Source organism: Sphingomonas sp. (assembly GCF_035555815.1).
GTDB lineage: Bacteria > Pseudomonadota > Alphaproteobacteria > Sphingomonadales > Sphingomonadaceae > Sphingomonas.
Genome location: NZ_DATMGG010000219.1, coordinates 1 through 16671, shown reverse-complemented (window position 1 = coordinate 16671; position 16671 = coordinate 1). Strand labels below are relative to the sequence as shown.

Annotated in this window: 16 protein-coding genes, 1 tRNA gene and 1 pseudogene; 15 read left to right on the top strand and 3 right to left on the bottom strand. The window is 68.6% G+C overall.

Features of this window, described 5'->3' with window-relative positions; all coding sequences use genetic code 11:
* Nucleotides 1–21: 21 nt before the first annotated feature.
* Entirely contained in the window at nt 22–702 is a 681-nt protein-coding gene (locus VNR91_RS12720) for a prolyl hydroxylase family protein (RefSeq protein ID WP_414712412.1), read from the bottom strand.
* Between the two features lie 89 nt (nt 703–791).
* Between VNR91_RS12720 and VNR91_RS12715 the strand changes: the two genes are divergently transcribed.
* From VNR91_RS12715 to VNR91_RS12675, 9 genes are all read left to right on the top strand, one after another.
* Nucleotides 792–868 (top strand) — tRNA-His (locus VNR91_RS12715).
* A 91-nt stretch (nt 869–959) separates the two neighbouring features.
* Nucleotides 960–2012 (top strand): Glu/Leu/Phe/Val dehydrogenase family protein, encoded by a 1053-nt coding sequence (locus tag VNR91_RS12710; RefSeq protein WP_325491143.1) that lies wholly within the window; start codon nt 960–962, stop codon nt 2010–2012.
* 190 nt (nt 2013–2202) lie between these two features.
* The gene (gene ccmC, locus VNR91_RS12705) at nt 2203–2943 is read left to right on the top strand and encodes a heme ABC transporter permease CcmC (RefSeq protein WP_325491142.1); all 741 of its coding nucleotides are present in this window, start codon (nt 2203–2205) and stop codon (nt 2941–2943) included.
* Nucleotides 2940–3068, top strand: a complete 129-nt coding sequence (ccmD, locus tag VNR91_RS12700; protein ID WP_325491141.1) for a heme exporter protein CcmD — start codon at nt 2940–2942, stop codon at nt 3066–3068. Before ccmC ends, ccmD begins: the two co-directional genes overlap by 4 nt.
* Nucleotides 3065–3496: a cytochrome c maturation protein CcmE gene (gene ccmE / locus VNR91_RS12695; protein WP_325491140.1), complete on the top strand. Its 432-nt coding sequence runs from the start codon at nt 3065–3067 to the stop codon at nt 3494–3496. The genes ccmD and ccmE overlap by 4 nt, the downstream gene beginning before the upstream one ends.
* Entirely contained in the window at nt 3493–5529 is a 2037-nt protein-coding gene (locus tag VNR91_RS12690; protein ID WP_325491139.1) for a heme lyase CcmF/NrfE family subunit, read from the top strand. The genes ccmE and VNR91_RS12690 overlap by 4 nt, the downstream gene beginning before the upstream one ends.
* Entirely contained in the window at nt 5526–6053 is a 528-nt protein-coding gene (locus VNR91_RS12685; RefSeq protein ID WP_325491138.1) for a redoxin family protein, read from the top strand. Before VNR91_RS12690 ends, VNR91_RS12685 begins: the two co-directional genes overlap by 4 nt.
* 119 nt (nt 6054–6172) lie before the next feature.
* A complete protein-coding gene (locus VNR91_RS12680) occupies nt 6173–6577 on the top strand; it encodes a cytochrome c-type biogenesis protein (RefSeq protein WP_325491137.1) in 405 nt (134 codons plus the stop codon).
* Nucleotides 6577–7209 (top strand): hypothetical protein, encoded by a 633-nt coding sequence (locus VNR91_RS12675; protein WP_325491136.1) that lies wholly within the window; start codon nt 6577–6579, stop codon nt 7207–7209. The genes VNR91_RS12680 and VNR91_RS12675 overlap by 1 nt, the downstream gene beginning before the upstream one ends.
* A gap of 26 nt (nt 7210–7235) precedes the next feature.
* Here the strand turns inward: VNR91_RS12675 and ald are convergent, their stop codons facing one another.
* Nucleotides 7236–8342 (bottom strand): alanine dehydrogenase, encoded by a 1107-nt coding sequence (gene ald / locus VNR91_RS12670; protein WP_325491135.1) that lies wholly within the window; start codon nt 8340–8342, stop codon nt 7236–7238.
* A gap of 176 nt (nt 8343–8518) precedes the next feature.
* Here ald and VNR91_RS12665 point away from each other — a divergent pair, with 176 nt between their 5' ends.
* The 5 genes from VNR91_RS12665 to VNR91_RS12645 all read left to right on the top strand — a co-directional run bounded on the left by VNR91_RS12665 (nt 8519) and on the right by VNR91_RS12645 (nt 13845).
* Nucleotides 8519–10453: a potassium transporter Kup gene (locus VNR91_RS12665; protein WP_325491134.1), complete on the top strand. Its 1935-nt coding sequence runs from the start codon at nt 8519–8521 to the stop codon at nt 10451–10453.
* Nucleotides 10454–10566: 113 nt separating this feature from the next.
* A complete protein-coding gene (locus VNR91_RS12660; protein WP_325491133.1) occupies nt 10567–11703 on the top strand; it encodes a glycosyltransferase in 1137 nt (378 codons plus the stop codon).
* A gap of 65 nt (nt 11704–11768) precedes the next feature.
* Complete coding sequence (locus VNR91_RS12655; protein ID WP_325491132.1) at nt 11769–13172, top strand: NAD(P)H-dependent flavin oxidoreductase; 1404 nt, start codon at nt 11769–11771, stop codon at nt 13170–13172.
* A gap of 121 nt (nt 13173–13293) precedes the next feature.
* Entirely contained in the window at nt 13294–13467 is a 174-nt protein-coding gene (locus VNR91_RS12650; RefSeq protein ID WP_325491131.1) for a hypothetical protein, read from the top strand.
* Between the two features lie 129 nt (nt 13468–13596).
* Nucleotides 13597–13845 carry a hypothetical protein gene (locus VNR91_RS12645; RefSeq protein WP_325491130.1) on the top strand — a complete coding sequence of 83 codons (249 nt, stop codon included), beginning with the start codon at nt 13597–13599 and terminating at the stop codon, nt 13843–13845.
* Between the two features lie 98 nt (nt 13846–13943).
* On the opposite strand, the gene VNR91_RS12640 is transcribed toward VNR91_RS12645, so the two are convergent.
* The gene (locus tag VNR91_RS12640) at nt 13944–16256 is read right to left on the bottom strand and encodes a penicillin acylase family protein (protein ID WP_325491129.1); all 2313 of its coding nucleotides are present in this window, start codon (nt 16254–16256) and stop codon (nt 13944–13946) included.
* A gap of 200 nt (nt 16257–16456) precedes the next feature.
* On the opposite strand from VNR91_RS12640, the pseudogene VNR91_RS12635 reads away from it, so the two are divergent.
* A pseudogene (locus VNR91_RS12635) lies at nt 16457–16671 on the top strand (DUF1611 domain-containing protein); the annotation flags it as partial.

The window sequence follows — 16671 nt, the reverse complement described above, 5'->3', positions numbered from 1 at the left end:
TCACCTGAACGTCATCCGCCGTCACCGCGGCCAGTGGCGCTCGCGAAACCATTTGGTGATGACGTACTTCGTCCCCGCGCGCACTTTCATCCCGTGGTGGAGCGTCGACGGGTTGACCCGCCCGTCGCCGCGCAGATTGTCCCACGCCAGCAGCTTTCCCGCCTCGGGCTGGACGATCTTGTCGATCGCCTTGAACCGGGTCGCGCCGCCCGCCTCGACGTCGTTGAGGTAGATCATCACCGTCCAGGTGCGCTGACCGGGGATCGTGCAATGCGTCACGAAATCGGCGCCGTGCGGGTCGAAATAGTCGGTGTGCGCCTTGAATTCCTGCCCGATCGCATAGCGTTGGCCCTGCATCGGCTCGCCGTGGCGCAGGTCGAGCCCGGTCAGCGCGGCGATGCGTCGGTCGATCTCCGCCACCGCCGGATCGTCGTCGGGCATGTGGCAGGTCTCGCTGGTGCGGAACGCGGCGTCGCCATTATAGTCGGACACCGTCGACGGCTGGCGATTGGCGTCGATCAGCGCGATCACCCGCTGGCACAGTGCCGGATCGAGAAACGCCTTGTGGATGAACAGCGTCAGCTTCGGGCTGGGGACGCGCTGAACCCCCCGATGGGCCATGATCGAATCGATGACCGGGGTGGCGGGAAAGCCCGATCCGGCGGCCGGCTGGACGTGGATATCGGCGGCGTTGGCGACCATGTTCGCGTCCTTGCCAAAGCGGATCGACCGATTCCAGTCCTTGATGCCTTGATCGCGCCGAAAAGCCCGGCTAAGCGCGCGGCTTCGCGGCGACCGTAGTTCAATTGGTTAGAGCGCCGGCTTGTGATGCCGGAAGTTGCGGGTTCAAGTCCCGTCGGTCGCCCCATTTCCCACGCACGTAAGATTGGGCTGGACTTCGTCCCGTAAAATAATATTGCTCTCCAGAGCAATATTCTTCGACAGATGCGGAGGCGGAAGTGAGCACGGCCTGGGATCTCCCCGACTACGACGATCATGAGGGCATCCATCTGTTCGCGGAGCCGAAATCGGGCCTGCGCGCGGTGGTCGCGATCCATTCGACCACATTGGGGCCGGCGTTCGGCGGGGTCCGCTTCTGGCATTATGCGGACAGCGCGGCGGCGACCACCGACGCGCTGCGCCTGTCGCGCGGCATGAGCTACAAGAACGCGATGGCCGGGTTGCCGATCGGCGGCGGCAAGGGCGTGGTGCTGGCGAGCGCGCCGGGCATCGCGATCACCGAGGCCCAGCTTGAGGCGTTCGGCGACGCGGTCGAATCGCTCGGCGGGCGCTACATCACCGCCGAGGATGTCGGCATGTCCGAGGATCGGATGAAGGTGATCGCGACGCGCACCCGCCACGTTTCCGGCCTGCCGGCGGCGGCGGGCAGCGCGGGCGGCGATCCCGGCCCGTTCACCGCGCTGGGCGTCTATCTTGGGATCAAGGCGGCGGCGACGCGCGCGCTGGGCGTGGCCGACATGGCGGGCGTCCATGTCGCGGTGCAGGGCGTTGGCAGCGTCGGCGGCAGCGTGGCGCGGCTGCTCGCGGCCGACGGCGCGCGGCTGACCATCGCCGACGTCAACGTCGATCGCGCGCGGGCGCTGGGCGCGGAGATCGGCGCCGCGGTCGTCGCGACCGAGGAAGTGCTGGCGCAATCCTGCGACATCGTCAGCCCCAACGCGCTGGGCGCGGTGCTGACCGAGGCATCGATCGCCGCGCTCGATTGCAAGGCGGTGGCCGGCGCGGCCAACAATCAGCTCGCCACCCCGCAGGACGGCGCGCGACTGCAGGCGCGCGGTATCCTCTATGCGCCCGATTACGTCATCAACGCGGGCGGGATCATCAACGTCTCGCTCGAATATCTCGGGCAGGGCGATCGTACCGAGGTCGAATCGCGCATCGCCCGCATCCCCGACCGGCTGGTCGAGGTGTGGGACGAGGCGGACCGTATTGGCCAGCCCGCCAGCGACGTCGCCGATTCGATCGCGCGCCGGCTGATCGGCCGGGGGTGAGCGTTTGGGTAGCTCCACCCCGGCGCAGGCCGGGGCCCGGTCGCGGGACATCGGTAACCTGGCGATCCCCATCATCGCATCCGCTATCGCAACGGGGTCCTGGCCTGCGCCGGGGACGTATTTGGGAGATATCCCGACACCCCCACCACTACAGTGGAAATAGCGCGACAAAGCCCCTAGACACGCCGCCGTGGCCACTCTCCATGCCCTTGCCAATCCGGCGCGGTTCCTGCGCATCGCCCGGCCGCTGACCGCGCCGCTATTCTGGGTCGGTGTGGCGCTGATCGCGTTCGGGGCGTGGGCCGGGCTGGCATGGACCCCGCCCGACTATCTTCAGGGCGAAAGCGTCCGTATCCTCTACATCCACGTCCCCACCGCCTGGCTGGGGATGGGCGGGTGGAGCGGCGTCGCCATTTCCAGCATCGCCTACCTCGTCTGGCGCCATCCGCTGGCCAGCGTCGCCGCGCGGGCGTGCGCGCTGCCGGGGGCGTTGTTCACCTTCCTGTGCCTCGCCACCGGGTCGATCTGGGGACGGCCGACCTGGGGGACGTGGTGGCAGTGGGACGGGCGGCTGACGTCGATGCTGCTGCTCTTGTTCGTCTACCTCGCCTATCTCGCGCTGGCGCGCGCCGACGCCGAGCGTGGTGGCGACGGGCGGGTGCCGGCGCTGTTCGGCATCGCCGGCAGCGTGCTGCTGCCGATCATCCGCTATTCCGTGGTGTGGTGGAACGCGCTGCACCAGGGCCAGAGCATCGGGCTGACCGGATCGAGCATCGACGGATCGATGCTGTGGCCGCTGGGCTTCACATTGTCGGGCTTCACCCTGTTCTTCGCCGCGATCGTGCTGATGCGGATGCGGGCGATGATCGCCGCCAACCGCGTCGAGGCGCGGATGCGGCGCATGGCGCAGGGCGGGGACATGCCGGCATGAACCACTGGGCGTTCATCACCGCCGCCTATGCGCTGACGCTGGCGGCGTCGGCGGCGGTCGCCTTTGCCAGCTGGCGCGCGATGCGCCGGGCCGAAGCGGCGGCGGAGGCGCTCCGCCGGCCATGAAGCCCAAGCAGCAACGCCTGATCCTCGCCGCGCTCGCGCTGGTCGCCGTGATCGGCGCCGGGTTGCTGGCGCTGTCGGCGCTCAAGGACGGGGCCGCGTTCTTCTACGCGCCCGGCGACGTCGCAAAGGGCGTGCCGACCGGGACCGCAGTGCGGCTGGGCGGGATGGTCGAGGCCGGATCGCTCAAGCGCGCGGCGGACGGCGTGACGCAGACCTTCGTCGTCACCGACGGCGTGGCCAAGGTGCCGGTGCGCTTCGCCGGCATCGCGCCAGACCTGTTCCGCGAAGGATCGGGCGTGGTCGCCGAAGGCAGCTTCAACGCGGACGGATCGTTCACCGCGACCAACCTGCTCGCCAAGCATGACGAACGCTACATGCCGCCGCAGGCCGCCGGGGCGATGCACACGTCCGAGTCGCTGGAGCCGTGATCGCCGAGGCCGGGCTCGCCGCGCTGTGGTTCGCCGCGGCGATGGCGCTGATGCAGTTGCTGTTGGCGGCGATCGGGCTGGCAAAAACCTCCATTCGCCCTGAGCCTGTCAAAGGGTCTTACTCTCCGGCCGACCGGAAAGAAGAGGGACGGGGTTTCGACAAGCTCAGCCCGAACGGGGAGGGGATTGGCGTACAACTCCTCGCCGCCGTCCGCCCCGTGGCGATCACCGGCGGCGTGCTCGGCTGCATCGCCTTCGCCTGCCTGATCGCGGTGTTCCTGCGCTCCGACATGTCGGTGCTGCTGGTCGCGGAAAACAGCCATTCGGCCAAGCCGTGGCTGTACAAGTTCGCCGGCGCGTGGGGCAATCACGAAGGGTCGATGCTGTTGTGGGTGACGGTGCTGGGCATCGCCGGCGCCGCCGTCGCGGTGCTCGAACATCGCCTGCCCGAACGCACGCTGGTGGCGACGCTGGGCGCGCAGGCGGCGATCGCGCTGGGGTTCTTCGCCTTCCTGCTGATCGCGTCGAACCCGTTCGCTCGGCTCGATCCGCCGCCGATCGACGGCAACGGCCTCAACCCGCTGCTCCAGGACCCCGGCCTCGCCTTCCACCCGCCGACGCTCTATTTCGGCTATGTCGGGCTTTCCGTGGCCTTCTCCTTCGCGGTCGGCGCGCTCTTGACCCGCGATGTCGGCCCGGCGTTCGCGCGGGCGATGCGGCCGTGGGTGCTGGGGGCATGGGTTTTCCTGACGATCGGCATCACCGCCGGTAGCTATTGGGCCTATTACGAACTGGGCTGGGGCGGCTGGTGGTTCTGGGACCCGGTCGAGAACGCATCGCTGATGCCGTGGCTGGCGGCCACCGCGCTGCTCCATTCGGTGACGGTGCTGGCGACCCGCGACGGGCTGCGCGCGTGGACGATCATGCTGGCGGTGGTCGCCTTCTCCATGTCGATGATCGGGACGTTCCTGGTCCGGTCGGGCATCCTCACCAGCGTCCATTCGTTCGCCGTCGATCCCGAACGCGGGGCGTTCATCCTGGCGCTGCTGGCGATCTACATCGGCGGCGCGCTGCTGTTGTTCGCGCTGCGGATCGGCACGGTCAAGGCGGGCACTACCTTTGAACTGCTCAGTCGCGAAGGCGGGCTGGTGCTCAACAACCTGCTGCTCAGCGTGATCCTGGGGGTGGTGCTGATCGGTACGCTCTACCCGATCGTCGCGGCCGGTTTTGGCGTGCAGCTTTCGGTCGGCAAGCCGTTCTTCGACAAGGCGGTCGGCCCGGTCGCGCTGCTGCTGGTGGTGGCGCTGGCGGCGGGGCCGATGATCCGCTGGCGCCGCGACGGCTGGAACGCGCTGCTGACGCGGATGACGGTGCCGATCGCGGTGACGCTGTTCGCGGCGGTGGGGCTGGTGGTGTTCGCCGCCGATGCCGCGCGCAGCATCGGCGTGCTGCCCTTCATCGGCCTCGCGCTCGCGGTCGGGCTGGCGGTGGCGAGCGTCGCGCCGCTGTGGAAGCGCGATCTGCGCCGCACGCCGCTGTTCACCTGGGGCATGGTGATCGCGCATCTCGGGGTCGCGGTCAGTCTGGCCGGAATGGCGAGCGAAAGCGCCTTCACGCAGGAGCGGCTGGTCGCGGCGCGGATCGGCGTGCCGGTGCAGGTCGGGCCGTTCCGTGTCACGCTCGACGGCATCGCGCCGGCGATCGGCCCCAACTGGTCGGCGCTCGAGGGGCGGCTGACCGCCGTGCGTGGGGAGGGCGGGACACCGTTCACGCTCCGGCCGCAGCAGCGGTTTTTCGCCAATCCGCCGACCACCACCAACGAAGCGGCGATCGCGACGCGGATCGACGGTCAGCTCTATGTCGTGCTCGGGCAGGATAACGGCGACGGGCGCTGGCAGCTGCGGCTGTGGTGGAAGCCGCTGGTGACGTTGATCTGGCTGGGCGGCGCGCTGATCGCGCTGGGCGGTGCGCTGTCGCTGGTCGGCCGGGTGCGCCGCGAGGCACGGACCGCATTGCGCGAGGCCTATGCATGAAGCGGTGGCTGATCTGGGTGCCGTTCGTGGTGTTCGTCGGGTTGATGTGGCTCGTGGCAGGGCAATTGCTCGCGCCCGCCGACCGCACCGTCCGCTCGGCGATGGTCGACCAGCCGCTGCCGACGTTCGCGCTGCCGGCCAACCAGCCCGACAAGCCGGGGCTGGCCACCGCCGATTTCGGGCAGGGCCAACCACGCCTGCTCAACGTGTTCGCCAGCTGGTGCGTGCCGTGCATCGCGGAAGCGCCGCAGCTGATGGCGCTGAAACAGGCCGGCGCGCGGATCGATGCGGTGGCGGTGCGCGACACGCCGGCCAACGTCGCGCGCTTCCTCAATCGTTATGGCGATCCCTATGAGCGGATCGGCGACGACAAGGCCAGCCAGGTCCAGCTCGCGCTCGGCTCGTCGGGCGTGCCGGAGACGTTCGTGATCGACGGCAAGGGGCGGATCGTCGCGCAGCATATCGGCGAGATCCGCGCCGACGAGGTGCCGGGCATCCTCGCGATGTTGAGGAAGGCGCGGTGAAATCGCGTTCGTTCCCTCCGTTCGTGCCGGGCTTGTCGAGGCATCGTCCTTCTTTTCCGAAGAAAAGGGCCGCCCTTGGGCAAACTCACGGCGAACGGGGAGGGGCTGTCGCGCGGCTGATGACGGCGAGCCTGTGGCTCGCGCTCGCCGCGCCGCTCGCCGCCCAGACCGCGCTGCCGCCCGCGCATTACGCCAACACCCAGCTTGCCGATCCGGCGCAGGAGGCGCGGGCCAAGGCGTTGATGGACACGCTGCGCTGCCTGGTGTGCCAGGGCCAGTCGATCGCCGACAGCGACGCCGACATGGCCAGCGACATGCGATCGCTGGTGCGCGAGCGGATCGCGGCGGGGGAGGCCCCGGCCGACATCCGCAAATGGCTGATCGCGCGCTATGGCGACTATGTCACCTATGATCCGCCGATGAGCCCGCTGACCGCGCCGCTGTGGCTGGCGCCGCTGGTGCTGATCGCGCTGGGCGCGTGGGTGGCGCGGGCCAGCTTTCGGCGCGGAAAGGGGCGCGGCTGATGGGCTGGGCGATGCTGCTGGTGGTCGGGCTGGGGGCGGCGGCGCTGCTGTGGCGGCTGGGCGTGCCGCGCGCGCTGTGGTCGTTCGCCGGCGCCGCGCTGATGCTCGGCGCGACCGGCTATGCGCTGCAGGGGCGCCCGGCGCTGCCCGGCCGCGCGACCGAGGCGTCGAAGGTGCCCGGCGTGGTCGATCCCGAGATGAGCGAGCTGCGGCTCGACCTGTTCGGTCGCCACACCTACGCCGAGACCTATTTCCTCGCCGCCGACGCGCTCCAGCGATCGGGAGCGAAGGGCAGCGCGGTCAACCTGATGATCGGCGCGGTCGCCGGCGCGAAGGGCAGCGCCGCGCTGTGGACCGGGCTGGGGCAGGCCTATGCCGCGCACGACGGCGACACCGTGTCGCCCCCGGCGCGCTTCGCCTTCGATCAGGCGATGCGGCTGGCGCCCGAACATCCGGGGCCGCCGTTCTTCCTGGGCATGGCCTATGTCGATGCCGGCCGGTTCGCGGACGCGCGGCCGTGGTGGATCCGCGCCTATCGCCTGAGCCCGCAAGGGACGCGCTATCGCCGTGAGATCGGGATGCGGCTGGTGCTGCTCGATCGATTCCTGTCGGAGCAGGCGGCGGCGCGTTAGCCCTGTCTCCCGGCGGGAGAGAGGTTCTATCCGGCCCAGGCCCGGTAAGGCAGGTCGAGCGCGTCGGCGACCGCGCGATAGGTGATGTCCCCCTTGTAGACGTTCAGCCCCGCCGCGAGATGCGGATCGGCCTTCATCGCCGCTTCCGCGCCCAGATTGGCGAGGCGCAGCGCGAACGGCAGCGTCGCGTTGTTGAGCGCGAAGGTCGATGTGCGGGCGACCGCGCCGGGCATGTTGGCGACGCAATAGTGGATCACGCCGTCGACCTCGAACACCGGGTCCTGGTGGGTGGTGGGGTGCGACGTCTCGAAACAGCCGCCCTGATCGATCGCGATGTCGACCAGCACCGATCCGCGCTTCATCGTCTTGAGCATCTCGCGCGTCACCAGCTTGGGTGCCGCCGCGCCGGGCACCAGCACCGCGCCGATCACGAGGTGCGCGTTCTTCACCGCCGCCGCGATCGCCGCCTTGCTGGCATAGGCGGTCTTGATCTGGCTGGAAAAGAACATGTCGAGTTCGGCGAGCCGATCGTTGTTGATGTCATAGATGGTGACGTCGGCGCGCATCCCCACCGCCATTTGCGCCGCGTTGATGCCGGATACGCCGCCGCCCAGGATCGCGACTCGCGCCGGCGCCACCCCCGGCACGCCGCCCAGCAGCACGCCGCGCCCGCCCTGTTCCTTTTCCAGATAATGCGCGCCGACCTGCACCGACATCCGTCCCGCGACTTCGGACATCGGCTTGAGCAGCGGCAGCGCGCCCGATCGCGACGTCACCGTCTCATAGGCGATGCAGGTCGCGCCCGACGCCATCAGCCCCTCCGCCTGCGGCTTGTCGGCGGCGAGGTGGAGGTAGGTGAACAGCGTGTGGCGCGGCTCCAGCAGCGCGATCTCCTGCGGCTGCGGTTCCTTGACCTTGACGATCATGTCCGCGCCGGCGAACACCTCGGCGGGGGTGGCGACGACGCGCGCGCCGACCGCGACATAGTCCTGGTCCTCGAAATCGATGCCCGCACCGGCCCCGGTTTCGACGATCACCGCATGACCCTGCGCGGTCAGTTCCGCCACCGACGGCGGGGTCAGCCCGACGCGATATTCGTTGTTCTTGATCTCCCTGGGTACACCGACGCGCATCGTGGTCTCCTCCGGTCCTTGTGAGCGTTGTCATAGGGGCTGTCCCACGCCGGTGAAAGCGCCGCCTGTTGCTACGCGCGCGCGGCGGTGCTAACCGCCCGCCCACCTCGTAGATTGGCAGCCATGCGGTCCCTGATGACCTCCGTGCATCTCCTCCGGGCGCAGTTTCTCCGCCCGTGACCCAGACACCCCAAGCGTCGGCGGATGCAGCGCCGGCGCCCGTCGAGGATTCGCCAACGGCCCACGGCCATGGCGGTGACGGGCTCGTCAAGCTGGCGCTCGGCGCGGTCGGCATCGTGTTCGGCGATATCGGCACCAGTCCGCTCTACGCCTTTCGCGAGACCTTTGCCGGGCATCACACGCTCGAACTGACCGTGCCGCACATCATGGGCGTGATCAGCCTGATGTTCTGGTCGATGATGATCGTCGTCACGGTGAAATATGTCGCGATCATCATGCGCGCGGACAACAAGGGGGAGGGCGGCAGCCTGGCGCTGCTCGCGCTGGTCTCCGGCCGCACCAAGACCCAGCGATGGTCGACTGGGATCGTCCTGCTCGGTGTGTTCGCCACCGCGCTGTTCTATGGCGACAGCATGATCACCCCGGCGGTGTCGGTGCTCTCGGCGGTCGAGGGCCTCGCGGTCGCTCAGCCGGGCCTCGGCGGACTGGTGGTGCCGATCGCGGTCGTCATCCTGGTGTTCCTGTTCATGATCCAGAAGAGCGGCACCGCGCGGGTCGGCGCGTTCTTCGGCCCGGTCATGCTGCTCTATTTCCTGACGATCGCGACGCTGGGCGTGTTCAGCGTGGTGAAGACGCCCGAGGTGCTGTGGGCGTTCTCGCCGCACTATGCCGTCGAATTCTTCATCAACGATCCGCTCAAGGCGTTTCTCGCGCTCGGATCGGTGGTGCTGGCGGTGACCGGGGCGGAGGCGCTCTACGCCGACATGGGCCATTTCGGGCGCCGGCCGATCGGGGTGTCGTGGCTGTGCTTCGTGCTGCCGGCGCTGATCCTCAACTACATGGGGCAGGGGGGGCTGCTGATCCGGCTGGGCACGCCGGCGCTGGAAAGCCCGTTCTACATGCTCGCGCCCGACAGCCTGCGCCTGCCGCTGGTCGGCATCGCCACCGCCGCCGCGATCATCGCGTCGCAGGCGGTGATCTCCGGCGCCTTCTCGATCACGCAGCAGGCGATCCAGCTCGGCTTCATCCCGCGGCTGCGCATCGACCACACCAGCGCGTCGACCGCCGGCCAGATCTATATCCCGCTGGTCAACTGGCTGCTGATGACGGCGGTGCTGCTGCTGGTCCTGTTCTTCCAGACCTCGTCGAACCTTACCTCGGCCTATGGCATCGCGGTCACCGGGGCGATGGCGATCGACACCTTCCTGCTCGGGGTGGTGCTGTTCCGCCTGTGGCACTGGCCGGTCTACTACGCCGCGCCGCTGCTTGGGCTGTTCCTGCTGGTCGACGGGGCCTATTTCGCCGCGAACCTGACCAAGGTGCCCGACGGCGGCTGGGTGCCGCTGCTGATCGGGCTGGTGATCTTCACCATGCTCACCACCTGGGCAAAGGGACGCAAGCTGATGATCGACCGGCTGCGTGAGAGCGCGATGCCGATCAAGGTGTTCATCCAGTCGGCCGCCAATTCGGCGACGCGCGTCCCCGGCACCGCGGTGTTCATGACGTCGACCGCAGACGGCGTGCCGCACGCGCTGCTCCACAACCTCAAGCACAACAAGGTGCTGCACGATCGCGTGATCCTGCTGACGGTGAAGATCATCGACGAACCCTATGTCCCCGATAGCCGGCGGGTGAAGAAGGAGGATCTGGGGCAGGGATTCCACCGGCTGGTGCTGTGCTTCGGCTTCATGCAGGAAGCCGACGTCCCCGCCGCGTTGAAGGGCGTGCGCGGCTGCGGCGGCGATTTCCGCATGATGGAGACCAGCTTCTTCCTGGCGCGGCAGACGCTGCTGCCGTCGTCGCGGCCGGGCATGATGCTGTGGCGCGAGCAGTTGTTCGCCTGGATGCTGCGCAACGCGGAAAGCGCGATGGAATTCTTCCGCCTGCCCACCAACCGGGTGGTCGAACTGGGCAGCCAGGTCGAGATTTAGGGTTTCGGCCCATCAACCGTTCGTCCCCAGCCTGTCGAAGAACCGTATTTCTTTTGCCGACGAGAAGAACGGTGCTTCGACAAGCTCGGCACGAACGGGCTAGGGAAGGCCCGATGTCCCATCCCGTCCACATCCTCCACCTCCACTCCAGCTTTTCCCTTGGCGGCAAGGAAGCGCGCGGAGTGCGGCTGATGAACGCGTTCGGCGATCGTGCGCGGCACACCATCGTGTCCGGCGTACCCGATCAGCTCGGCGCGCGCGACGCCATCGCGCCGGGAATCCGCTATGAGATTGCGCAGGATCCGCCGTCGCTCACCGGCAAGCCCTCGGTCACACGGTACGAGGCGCTGGCGCGCTACATGCGGCGGTTCGATCTGGTGCTGACCTATAACTGGGGCGCGATCGACGCGGTGATGGCGCGGCGCGTGTTCGGAAAGGGCCTGCCGCCCCTCGTCCATCATGAGGACGGCTTCAACGCCGATGAGGCGAAGCGGCTCAATCCGGTGCGCAACATGTACCGCCGGCTGGCGCTCCCCGCCGCCCATGCGCTGGCGGTGCCGTCGCTGGTGCTGGAGGAGATCGCCGGCCGGGTGTGGAAGCAGCCGGCGGCGCGGCTGCACCGCATTTCCAACGGCATCGACACCGCGCGCTATGCCGGCAAGCCCGATGCCAAGGCGATACCCGGATTCGTCAAAAAGCCGGGCGAGACGGTGATCGGCACCATCGCCGGGCTGCGCGAGGTCAAGGACCTGCCGATGCTGGTGCGCAGTTGCGGCGGACTGTCGGGCAACGTCCGCCTGGTGATCGTCGGGGAGGGGCCGGAACGCCAGGCGATCATGGACGCGGCGGAGGCGATGTTCTTTGAGGATCAGGTGACGATGCCGGGGTTCCTGCCCGATCCGGCGCGCTATGTCGGGCTGTTCGATATCTTCGCGCTGTCGTCGAAGAGCGAGCAGCAGCCGATCGCGGTGATGGAGGCGATGGCGGCGGGCCTGCCGGTCGCCGCGCCGCCGGCGGGTGACATCCGCGCGATGGTGGCGGAGGATAATCGCCCCCATATCACCGACGACTGGTTCGAGGTCCATCTGCGCGACAGCATCCAGTTCCTGATCGACCACCCGGAACAGCGACGGGCGATCGGAAAGGCGAACCAGGCGCGCGCCCGTGCGTTGTTCGATGAGGGCGTGATGATCGCGGCCTATGCCGATCTGTACGGCTCCGCTATGGGACGCCCCCGTGCCTTGATTTAGCCGAAATTGCTCGCCTCGGGCGGGCGAGATCGCTAGCGTCGATCAAATTTTTACCGGAGGTTTCGTTGTTCAAAGGCCTGTCGCCGATCATCTACAATGGCCAGGAAGTCTGGCCGCTCGTGGAGGGCGGCAAGGGTGTGGCCGCGACCAACCATGCGTCGGCCGGCGCGTGGGCGGCGGCGGGGGGCATCGGCACGGTCTCCGCGGTCAATGCCGACAGCTACGATCCCGACGGCAAGATCATTCCGCAGGTCTACCGCGCGCTCACCCGCCGCGATCGGCATGAGGAGCTGGTCGAATACGCGATCGAAGGCGCCGTGCAGCAGGTGCAGCGCGCGTGGGACATCTCCGGCGGCAAGGGCGCGATCAACATCAACGTGCTGTGGGAGATGGGCGGCGCCCAGCGCGTGCTCCACGGCGTGCTCGACCGGACGCGCGGGCTGGTGGCGGGCGTCACCTGCGGCGCGGGGATGCCGTACAAGCTCAGCGAGATCGCGGCGTCCTACGGCGTCAGCTATCTGCCGATCGTCAGTTCCGGCCGCGCCTTTCGCGCGCTGTGGAAGCGCGCCTATTCAAAGGCGGCGGAGTGGCTGGCGGCGGTGGTCTATGAGGATCCGTGGCTCGCCGGTGGCCACAACGGCCTGTCGAACGCCGAGGACCCGCTGCGGCCCGAGGATCCCTATCCGCGCGTCAAGGCGCTGCGTGAGACGATGCGCGAGGGCGGCATTTCGGACGACGTGCCGATCGTGATGGCCGGCGGCGTATGGTATCTGCGCGACTGGAACGACTGGATCGACAACCCCGAATTGGGCAAGATCGCGTTCCAGTTCGGCACCCGACCGCTGCTCACCCGCGAAAGCCCGATTCCCGAAGGCTGGAAATCGCGGCTGATGGAACTGGATGAGGGCGACATCCTGCTCCACCGCTTCTCGCCGACCGGATTCTATTCGTCGGCGGTGCGCAACCCGTTCCTGCGCAGCCTGGAGGCGCGGTCGGATCGCCAGATCGCCTTTTCGACGCAGGAGGCGGGCGACCACACTTTCCAGCTCGACGTTGGGGTGAAGGGCAAGAATTTCTGGGTGACGCGCAACGACCTGCTGCGCGCGCGCGAATGGTTCGGCCACGGCTTCACCGATGCGCTCAAGACGCCGGACAACACCTTGGTATTCGTCACGCCGGAGGAAAAGGGCGTGATCCGCAAGGACCAGGCCGATTGCATGGGCTGCCTCAGCCAGTGCCAGTTCTCGTCCTGGGCGGATACCGAAACCAATTCGACCGGCCGCCTCGCCGATCCGCGCAGCTTCTGCATCCAGAAGACGTTGCAGGACATCGCCCACGGCGGCCCGGTCGATGAAAACCTGATGTTCGCCGGCCACGGCGCCTATAATTTCAAGAAGGATCCCTTCTATTCCAACGGCTTCGTGCCGACGGTCAAGCAGCTGGTCGACCGCATCCTGACCGGGGACTGAGCGGGCCCGGGGCTTGATCCCAGGTTCGGCGCGGGCGTCGCGTTCGTCACGGAACCATCAGTCCGCTCGCGCTTTCCGCCCCTCAGGCGGCATCACCGCCGGAACAGTTGGAGAGACGCGCATGAAGAGCAGGATTCTCGGCATCGGTGCGGCCGCGCTGGTCGCGACAGTGGCGTTCAGCGCCACCCCCGTCGAGGCGCGCAAGCACGGCCAGCGGTGGAAGACCGTGTGCAAGACCCAGTGGGTCCACCACCGCAAGGTCAAGCGGTGCCACAAGGTGCGCGTCCGCTGGTAGGCGTCTGACGCTCCTGCGTGCCGCGCGGCCGCTTCGGCGCCGCGCGGCATCGTCCGTTGGGGAACATGCCGCCGGGCGCGCGCATTGTTCCCGTGCCCGGTATGCCGGGCGTGTACGGGAGTAGGATGGATGAAATTGATCGCATTGACCGTGGCGGGGCTGTTGGCGGCCGTGACCGTGGCCCCGGTGCCGGCGGACGCCCAGACGCGTAGCGGCTGGAGCCGCCATCATGACGGCTGGAACAAAGGCCGGCGCTGGGATCGCGGCCACCGCTATCGCCCGAATCGCCGCTGGAGTCGCGGGCGCGCCTACACGCGCTGCCGCTGGGTGCGTGGCCAACACGGCCGCTACCGCCGCTGCTATCGCGTCTGGCGCTAAAGCATCTTCGAGGCAGGTGGCGTCATCTGCTGACTCGGAAAGTGCGAGCACAAAAGACAATTGGAGCATGTTCCGCATCAGCGTGATCGGATCATGCTTCAAGGCTCCAGCACCGTCACCTGGCGGGCGGCGGCATCGACCGCCGCCGCGCTGAACGGCAGCGGCTGCATCGTCCCCGTTAGCCACGGCTGGTAGGCGTCGCGATAATGCGCCGAGCGTGGATCGGCCGACTGGCCCGGCAGGTTGAGCACCACGCTGTTGTCCCACGCCCCGACGTCGGCGACGATCAGCAGGCTGGCGGCGTGAGTGACGGCATAGCCCTGCCCGGCGACATAGCCGCGCGCGTTGACCGTGAAGCCGTCGCCGCCCGATCGTCCGCCGGTGATCGCGGGAAAGGCGGCGGCGATGCCGGGCAGCGCGGACAGCGGATGGCGGATCGTGACGCGGTGCGCGTCGCCCCACCGCCACCTGGCCGGATCAGGCCCGAACACCCGCACCGCGCGCTCCCACCCGGCCGCCAGCGCGGTGGCGAGCAGCGCGTCGCGCCCGGCGGCGGGGACGGGGCCGAACCGCGAGTCGGGATGGGCGATCAGGTGCAGCAGCTGGGTGGCGTCGATCGAGCGGATCAGGTCGCGCGCGCCCTCCGGCACCACGGTCGCGCGGAATGCGTGGTCGAGTTCGATCCACACCATCTCGAACAGCGCGGCGGGGGCGCTGTCGGCACCGACGCGGAAATCCCAGCCACCCAGCATCGCCGCCGCCATCGCCGCCGTGCCGGTCTGTTCCCCCGGCAACAGCGGGATCAGCGTCCGCGCCGGAATCGACAGTTCGTCATGCTGGAGCGCGATGCTGTCGGCCAGCGTGTGGCGCGGTTGGGCATCGAGCACCTCGGCGATGCGGTCGTAGCGATAGGGGGGGCTCCAGGTGAAGCTGATCGCGCGGTCGGTGGCGGGATAGTCCGCCGGCAGGTTCATCTGGTTGGCCGACGCGATCCAGCCGCCCGGCGGATTGAAACTGCTCGGCATCTGCTCGATCGGCAGGATGCCGGTCCAGTCATGGGTGCCCTCGCCGGGCGCGGGCAACAGGCCGTCGTGACGCGGACGGATGGGCACATGGCCGATCGCCTGCCAGCCGATATTGCCGTCGATATCGGCATAGTGGAGGTTGGTCGGCGACACGTGCAGCCGCGCCGCTTCCCGCAGCGACGCCCAGTCGTGCGCCAGGTTGAGCGCGATGATGGCGAAGGTCATGTTGGCGCCGGGCCGCAGCGACACTGACGACAGCACGGTGGCGCGGCGGCGTGAGGGATCGGTGGCGATCACCGGCCCCTGCGCGGCATGGCGCAGCGTGACCGTGAGCGCGTCACCATCCTTGACCGCGATGAACTCCTCGACGCGGGTGAACCGCTTCCACCTGCCATCGTGGCGATAAAGCTCCGGGTCGTCGGGGTGCGTCTCCAGGACGAACATGTCCTCCTGGTTGATATGGAAATTGGTGCGGCCGAACGCGAAGCGATCGGTATGGCCCTGCATGATCCCCGGCAGCCCGGGATAGCCGCCGCCGATCACGTCGAGCCCCGGCGCGGTCAGGTGCGCGAGATGACGGGGGGCGGCGCCGCCGACGCCCAGATGCGGATCATTGGCCAGGATCGCGCGGCCGCTGGCGCTGCGCGACGGGGCGATCGTCCAGGCGTTGCTGCCCTGCGCCGCGCGGTCGCGCCGCGCCGCGTCGGGATCATGGACGGCGAGGACGTCCGGCCCGAATGGCAATGGCCCGCTCCCTTCGGCCAGGATACCCAGATCGGCCTCGCAGATCGCGGACAGGTCGAGCCCCTCGGGCACCACCGGCCGCCATCCCCACGCCAGCGGCGCGGTCAGATTGTCCTGATCGAGCAGTCCGCGCGCCGCCAGCCGGGCGCGCCGCACCTCGTCGTCCAGATCGCCCATGTCGGCCGAACGCAACCGGATCAGGTCGCGCAACGTCCAGCGCAGCGGGGTGAGGCCGAGGATGCCGAATTCGGGCGGCAGCTTCGCCGGATCGGCGGTCACCTCGTCGATGCGCGCGTTGACGCCGTCGACATAGCCCTGTGCGCACGCCACCACCTCGGCCGGGATCGCCGCCAGCTCGGCGTCGATGTCGCCGCGAAAATGGAGCAGCCGCGCCAGATGATCGTGCGGGGCAAAGCGCGCCCCGAACGATGCCGCCAGCAGCCCCAGCTCGCGGCGGCGGTCGAGGTCGATCTGGAACAGGCGGTCGCGGGCGACGACGTAGCCTTGGCCGAAAAATGCGTCAGGCTTGCTGCCGGCGCGGATGTGCGGGATGCCCCAGCCGTCGTCGATGATGGTGATCGGCCCGCCCGATCCCTCGACCCGCACCGTCGTCCGGCCCGCTGCCCTCTGCCCTGGTTCCATCGCCTTGGCCGCCACCGCTCGAACCGGCGCCGCAACCCAGCGATGCCATCATCGCGGCGGTGGATAGCAGGAAATGGGGACGGTTCATCGGTGTTTCCGCGCGCTCCCATAACCTCACTCTATACAGGGCGGCCCAACAATCTCTTGGGCGCGCTACGGCACCGTCCTACCGTTCGGCCGAGTTCTGCAACAGGTAGGCCATGATCCACAGTCCGTATCTCCTCTACCTCGGCCATTCGACCGATGAGCTGGGTATCAAGACGTCACGCGGGCTGGCGGTGTTCCGCCCCGACGATTGCGTGGGCGAATTCCGTTATGACGACTGCCCGTTGACGCTGGGCCTGAAACGGGTCGGGCTGGAGGAAGCGGTGGCGCTTGGCGCGCGCACGCTGGTGCTGGGCATCGCCAATGCCGG

Coding starts and splice junctions, on each gene's coding strand:
- VNR91_RS12720 (WP_414712412.1), bottom strand. CDS start 702: ATGGTCGCCAACGCCGCCGATATCCACGTCCAGCCGGCCGCCGGATCG.
- ccmD (WP_325491141.1), top strand. CDS start 2,940: ATGAACCACTGGGCGTTCATCACCGCCGCCTATGCGCTGACGCTGGCG.
- ccmE (WP_325491140.1), top strand. CDS start 3,065: ATGAAGCCCAAGCAGCAACGCCTGATCCTCGCCGCGCTCGCGCTGGTC.
- VNR91_RS12685 (WP_325491138.1), top strand. CDS start 5,526: ATGAAGCGGTGGCTGATCTGGGTGCCGTTCGTGGTGTTCGTCGGGTTG.
- VNR91_RS12680 (WP_325491137.1), top strand. CDS start 6,173: ATGACGGCGAGCCTGTGGCTCGCGCTCGCCGCGCCGCTCGCCGCCCAG.
- VNR91_RS12675 (WP_325491136.1), top strand. CDS start 6,577: ATGGGCTGGGCGATGCTGCTGGTGGTCGGGCTGGGGGCGGCGGCGCTG.
- ald (WP_325491135.1), bottom strand. CDS start 8,342: ATGCGCGTCGGTGTACCCAGGGAGATCAAGAACAACGAATATCGCGTC.
- VNR91_RS12660 (WP_325491133.1), top strand. CDS start 10,567: ATGTCCCATCCCGTCCACATCCTCCACCTCCACTCCAGCTTTTCCCTT.
- VNR91_RS12650 (WP_325491131.1), top strand. CDS start 13,294: ATGAAGAGCAGGATTCTCGGCATCGGTGCGGCCGCGCTGGTCGCGACA.
- VNR91_RS12645 (WP_325491130.1), top strand. CDS start 13,597: ATGAAATTGATCGCATTGACCGTGGCGGGGCTGTTGGCGGCCGTGACC.
- VNR91_RS12640 (WP_325491129.1), bottom strand. CDS start 16,256: ATGGAACCAGGGCAGAGGGCAGCGGGCCGGACGACGGTGCGGGTCGAG.